This is a genomic window from Kitasatospora sp. NPDC089913 (genome assembly GCF_044748625.1).
GTDB lineage: Bacteria > Actinomycetota > Actinomycetes > Streptomycetales > Streptomycetaceae > Kitasatospora.
In genome coordinates, this window is the sequence record NZ_JBIVGI010000036.1 from 54241 (window position 1) to 59823 (window position 5583).

4 protein-coding genes and 1 pseudogene are annotated in these 5583 nt (G+C 74.5%); 3 read left to right on the top strand and 2 right to left on the bottom strand.

Translation table 11 applies throughout. The features are described from left to right. Positions 1-542 precede the first annotated feature (542 nt). Together ACIPYS_RS35670 and ACIPYS_RS35675 are read right to left on the bottom strand one after the other, a co-directional pair. Positions 543-1217, bottom strand: coding sequence for a heme oxygenase (biliverdin-producing) (locus tag ACIPYS_RS35670; RefSeq protein ID WP_093861478.1), 675 nt, complete (start codon positions 1215-1217; stop codon positions 543-545). Positions 1218-1450: 233 nt separating this feature from the next. Beyond that, entirely contained in the window at positions 1451-1942 is a 492-nt protein-coding gene (locus ACIPYS_RS35675; RefSeq protein WP_030397564.1) for an inorganic diphosphatase, read from the bottom strand. A 77-nt stretch (positions 1943-2019) separates the two neighbouring features. On the opposite strand from ACIPYS_RS35675, the gene dacB reads away from it, so the two are divergent. The 3 genes and pseudogenes from dacB to ACIPYS_RS35690 all read left to right on the top strand — a co-directional run. After that, positions 2020-3759, top strand: a complete 1740-nt coding sequence (dacB, locus tag ACIPYS_RS35680; RefSeq protein WP_400754144.1) for a D-alanyl-D-alanine carboxypeptidase/D-alanyl-D-alanine-endopeptidase — start codon at positions 2020-2022, stop codon at positions 3757-3759. An 82-nt stretch (positions 3760-3841) separates the two neighbouring features. Continuing rightward, positions 3842-5020: a zinc-dependent metalloprotease gene (locus ACIPYS_RS35685; protein WP_093861480.1), complete on the top strand. Its 1179-nt coding sequence runs from the start codon at positions 3842-3844 to the stop codon at positions 5018-5020. 257 nt (positions 5021-5277) lie between these two features. After that, positions 5278-5583: pseudogene (locus ACIPYS_RS35690) on the top strand (tRNA lysidine(34) synthetase TilS); the annotation flags it as partial.

Here is a 5583-nt window from a genome sequence, read left to right on the forward strand (position 1 = left end):
GCCGCGGGGCGGGGGCGGCTGGTTTTTTTTGGGGGGGGGGGGGGGGGTGTGGGGGGGGGGGGGGGGGGGGGGGGGGGGCGGGGGGGCCCCCCCCCCCCCCCACCGCTCCTCGAACGGGTTGTCCTCTGGTGCGGGAAGTCGGGCAGGCCGACTTCCCATGCCGATCCCGGCCGCGCATCGGGATGGGAGCCAGGATCAGGAAGCCGGTGGCATCGACTTTCCGCTCCGCCCGATCCTCGACCTCGCCGGGTGGAGCGGCAGGTTGTACGGGGGCTGCCCTTCGTTCGGGCCGAGCGAAGGGCAGCCGGTACGAGGTGGGGTGGTCCGGCGCCCGGCGCCCGGGAGGGGAAGTCGGAACCGCCGACTTCCGACTCCGAGAGGCAGTGCTCCGCTCGATCCTCGATATCCCCCGGGAAGGGCGGACGGTGAGTGGCTGCCGGCACACCACGATGGCCCCCTTGCGGCGGCAAGGGGGCCATCGTGGGGCCGGAGCGGGCGCGGCACGGGAAGGTCGGCCGGTCCGACTTCCCGCGCCGGGAGGTTCAGGCGCTCAGCGGGTACCGGGTGTCCAGGTCCTGGAAGAGCGCGCCGTTCAGCTGGAACGCGCGCTTGCACTCCTCGACCACCCGGCGGAGCTCGACCTCGTCCAGGGCCAGGCCCGCGGCGTCCAGCTTGGCCCGGTAGTCGCGCTTGAACGCGGCCGGGTTCTCGACCTGCTCGAAGACGTAGAACCGCACGCCGTCGCCCTTGCGCTCGAAGCCCCAGGTCTTCTCGGCGATGCCGCGGATGATCTGGCCGCCCGACAAGTCGCCCAGGTAGCGGGTGTAGTGGTGGGCGATCCAGCCGGCCGGCCACTCGCGGGCCAGCTCCTCGAGCCGGGCGACGTACGCGGCGGTGGCCGGCAGCGGGACGAGGCCCTCGCGCCAATCCGGCCCCCGCAGGTGGGCGAGGTCGCGCTCGATGGCGGCGGTGCGCAGGATCGTGCTGTCCACGAACGGCCCGGCCACCGGGTGCTCCGCCAGCTCCTCGGCCCGCTCCTCCAGGGCGCGGTAGACGAACCAGAGCTGGCCGGTGAGGTCGGCGTAGGCCTCGATCCCGAGGTGCCCGCCGAGCAGGCGGCTCATGAACGAGGACTGTTCGGCGGCCTCGTGCTCGGCGCTGCTCGCGGTGCGCAGCACGGTGGAGAACGGGACGACGGGCTGCTCGGGCGTGGACATGCGGGCCTCCAGTGGTCGACTACGTCCCCGATTGCTTTGGGTAGCCTAACCTAATTCCTGGTCATGCCGACAGGGTGTCGGCAACCTGTCGGCAACCTGGCGCCTCCCGGCCCCGGGAACGGCGAAGGCCGGGGCCCGCGGAAGTACTCCGCGAACCCCGGCCTTCGACTGCCTCGCCTACCTCGAAGCGCCGGGCGGACGGACCGCCGGACGCACGAGACGGGCAGGACGGCTCAGTGGCCGCCCTGCTCCGCCAGGCGCTTGATCGACGCGGTGACCTCGGCCTCGGCCTCGGCGCGGCCGACCCAGTTGGCACCCTCGACGGACTTGCCGGGCTCCAGGTCCTTGTAGACCTCGAAGAAGTGCTGGATCTCCAGACGGTCGAACTCCGACACGTGGTGGATGTCCTGCAGGTGCTCCCAGCGCGGGTCCGTCGCCGGGACGCAGAGCAGCTTGTCGTCGCCGCCGGCCTCGTCCGTCATCTTGAACATGCCGATGACACGGCACTTGATCAGGCAACCGGGGAAGGTCGGCTCGTCCAGGATGACCAGGGCGTCCAGCGGGTCACCGTCGTCCGCCAGGGTGCCCTCGACGTAGCCGTAGTCGGCCGGGTAGCGGGTCGAGGTGAAGAGCATCCGGTCGAGCCGAAGGCGACCGGTCTCGTGGTCGACCTCGTACTTGTTACGAGAGCCCTTAGGGATTTCGATAAGGACGTCGAACTCCAACGGTTCCTCCAAGGTAGGGACTGACAGAATCCAAGTGTCTCCTACGGGAGTGAGTGCTCAGGAAAGGGGCCGGGTCGGTGCGAGCAGGGGCTGGGCCGGGGCGCCGGCACGGGGGTACGGCCGCGGGGCTGTTCGGGGCGTCGTTGCTGGTCGCCGCGACGGTGCTGGGGGCGGGGGGCGCCTCCGCGCTGCCGTCCGCGCCGCCGTCCGGATCGGCCTCGCCGTCCGGACCGGGGGCCGGTGGCAACACCCGGGGCGGCCAGGACGAGGGCAACGGCCGGCGGGGCGAGAACCGGGGCGACAAGGAGAACCGGGGCGAAAAGGGCGACCGGGGGGACCAGGGCGATCGGGGCGACCGGGGCGAGGAGTCGGGCCGGCCCGGGAGCCCGGGCAGCAGCTCCGCCCGCCCCGGCACCGCCCCGCCGTCCACCACCGCGTCCGCCCCGCCCGCACCGGCCTCGCCGTCCGCCTCGGCCACCGCCTCGGCGCCCACCTCGGCCACCGCCTCCGCCAAGCCCTCCGCCGTCGCCCGGCCGGCCCCGGCCGGTGCCGTGCTGGCCGCCGCCGAGGCCGGTCCGGGGGCCGGACTGCCCACCGCGCAGGGCCTCCAGCAGGCGCTGGCCACCGTGCTCACCGACCAGAACCTCGGCACCGTCGGCCTCGCCGTCGCGGACGCCGCCGACGGCCGACTCCTGTACGGCAAGGGGGAGAACACCGCCGCCACGCCCGCCTCCACCACCAAGCTGGCCACCTCGGTCGCGGCCCTCTCGCTGATCCCGGGGGACACCCGGCTGGTCACCCGGGTCGTCAAGAGCGCGGCGACGGGCGGGATCACCCTCGTGGGTGGTGGTGACCCGACACTGACCGCGCTCCCCGCCGACCAGGTGCAGATCGCCGGTGTCCCCGCCGACCCGGACACCGCTCCCGCCTCGCTGGACGCGCTGGCCCGGCAGACCGCCGCCGCGCTGAAGGCCGCGGGCACCACCACCGTCGTGCTCGACTACGACGTCTCGCTCTACACCGGCCCGCTGCTGCACAAGAACCACGACGGCGAGAACATCGCCGCGGTGACGCCGCTGATGGTGGACGAGGGCAAGGCCGACCCGAAGAGCCTCGCCGACGCCCCCGCCCGGGTCGCCGACCCGGCCGGCGCGGCCGCCGAGGCCTTCGCCAACCTGCTGAAGGCCCAGGGAGTCACCGTCCAGGGCAAGGCGAAGGCCGCCGCCGCCCCGGCCGCCGCCGACGCCCCCGTGCTCGGCCGGGTGGACTCGCCGACCATGGCCCGGCTGGTCGAGCGGATGCTGACCACCTCCGACAACACCCTCGCCGAGGCGATCGCCCGGCAGGCCGCGATCGCGGCCCACCAGCCGGCCGCCTTCGAGGGCGCCGCCACCGCCGTCACCCAGGAACTCGCCCGGCTCGGCGTGCCGATGACCGGTGTGGTGCTCAACGACGGCAGCGGTCTGCACCCCGGCAACGCGATCCCGCCGGCGGTCCTGGTCGGACTGCTCGGCCTGGCCGCCTCCGCGCAGCACCCGACGCTGCGTCCGGTGCTGACGGGCCTGCCGATCGCCGGTTTCACCGGCACCCTCGGCAAGCGCTTCGGCGCCGGGTCCGGGGCGGCCGACGCGGCCGGTCTGGTCCGGGCCAAGACCGGCAGCCTCAGCGGCGTCAACACCCTGGCGGGCACCGTGGTGGACGCCGACGGGCGGCTGCTCGCCTTCGCCCTGATGACCCGGACCGGCGCCCCGGTCGACACCGCCCGCGCCGCGATGGACCGCGTGGTGGCCAGGCTGGCGGCCTGCGGCTGCCGCTGAGTGGCCACGGGTCGGCCACCGGGCCGCCATTGACCGGCCGTTCCGGCTCCCCCAGGCGCACGGGAGCACGTACGGTGAGGGCATGACGAGCGCGAGCGGCGGGGCCGACATGGTCGACTGGAATCTCGCGGTCGCGACCGCGACCAGGCTGGTGCGGCCGGGGCCGGAGGTGAGCCGGGCCGAGGCGGCCGCGGTGGTCGCCGAACTGCGCCGGCACGCCCTGGCGGCGGAGGAGCACGTCCGGGAGTTCACCGGCATGCGCTCCAGCAGCCTGGCCGAGGCCACCGCGACCCCGGTGCTGATCGTGGACCGACCCGGCTGGGTGCGGGCCAACGTGGCGGGCTTCCGCACCATCGTCCAGCCGCTGGTGGAGAAGCTCCAGGCGCGCCGGACGGGCGGTTCGGCCTCCGCCGTGCTCGGCACGGTGGGGGAGAAGGCCACCGGGATCGAGGTCGGCGCGCTGCTGGCCTTCCTCTCCACCAAGGTGCTCGGCCAGTACGAGACCTTCGCCCCGGCCGAGCCCTCGCTGGAGGCGCCGGACAGCCCGGCCGCGCTGTTCGACAAGCCCCGGCTGGGCCCCGAGGGCCCCGGTCCGGGCCGCCTGCTGCTGGTGGCGCCCAACATCGTGCACGTCGAGCGGGAGCTGGACGTCGACCCGGCCGACTTCCGGCTCTGGGTCTGCCTGCACGAGGAGACCCACCGCACCCAGTTCACCGCGGTGCCCTGGCTGCGCGACCACATCCAGTCCGAGGTGCAGTCCTTCCTGGCCGAGACGGACGTCGACCCCGGTGCGCTGGTGGAGCGGCTGCGGGACGCGGCCGGCTCGCTCGGCGCCGGACTGCCCGGCCTCGGCGGCCGCGGCGGCGACGCCCCGTCGGCCGGCCTGCTGGAGATCGTCCAGTCGCCGGCCCAGCGGGAGATCCTCGGCCGGCTGACCGCCGTGATGTCCCTGCTGGAGGGGCACGCGGACGTGGTGATGGACGGGGTGGGCCCGGCCGTGGTGCCGAGCGTCGCCGAGATCCGGGAGAAGTTCCAGCAGCGCCGGGACCGCGGTGCCAACCGGCTGGACCTGGTGCTGCGCCGGCTGCTCGGGATGGACGCCAAGCTCCGGCAGTACCAGGACGGCGCGGTCTTCGTCCGGGGTGTGGTCGAGCGGGTCGGCATGGAGGGCTTCAACCGGGTCTGGACCTCGCCGAACACCCTGCCGACCAAGGACGAGATCCACGACCCCGCCGCCTGGGTCGCCCGGGTGGGCCGCTGACGGCCCCGCGGGGGCGGGACCGGGTGGCGGTCGGATCCGTTCGCACGAGTGGTCCAGTCGTGCACATGGCGGGTGAAGATACGTTTCTTCATTCACCCGAACGTGGGACGGTGGTCGTACCGGTGGCGCGGGTGGCGTAGCGGGTGCCTCCTTTCTGCCACCATCTGTGAGCGCCCGGTAACACGGTGCTCATGGATGCGCGGTCCCCGCCGCGCCCACCGCAGTCCTGTCCCCCCTCCGCCGAGGAGTCGTCCGCCGTGGGCCCACACCCCGCTGTAGCCGCGATACGCCTGGCCGTACGCCGCACCCTCGCCGACCTCGCCGCCGAGGCCGGTTCCACCTTCACCGCGCCCGCCCGCGAACCGCGCGAGCGCGTCCCCGGCGTGCCGGTGGCCGCCGCCGCCCTGCCGGCCGCCGTCGGCACCACGCTGATCGGCAACGCCCACCGCCATCCGTCCGGGCTGCCCCGCACCCTCGCCGACCTCGCCGCCGAGGCCGGTTCCACCTTCACCGCGCCCGCCCGCGAACCGCGCGAGCGCGTCCCCGGCGTGCCGGTGGCCGCC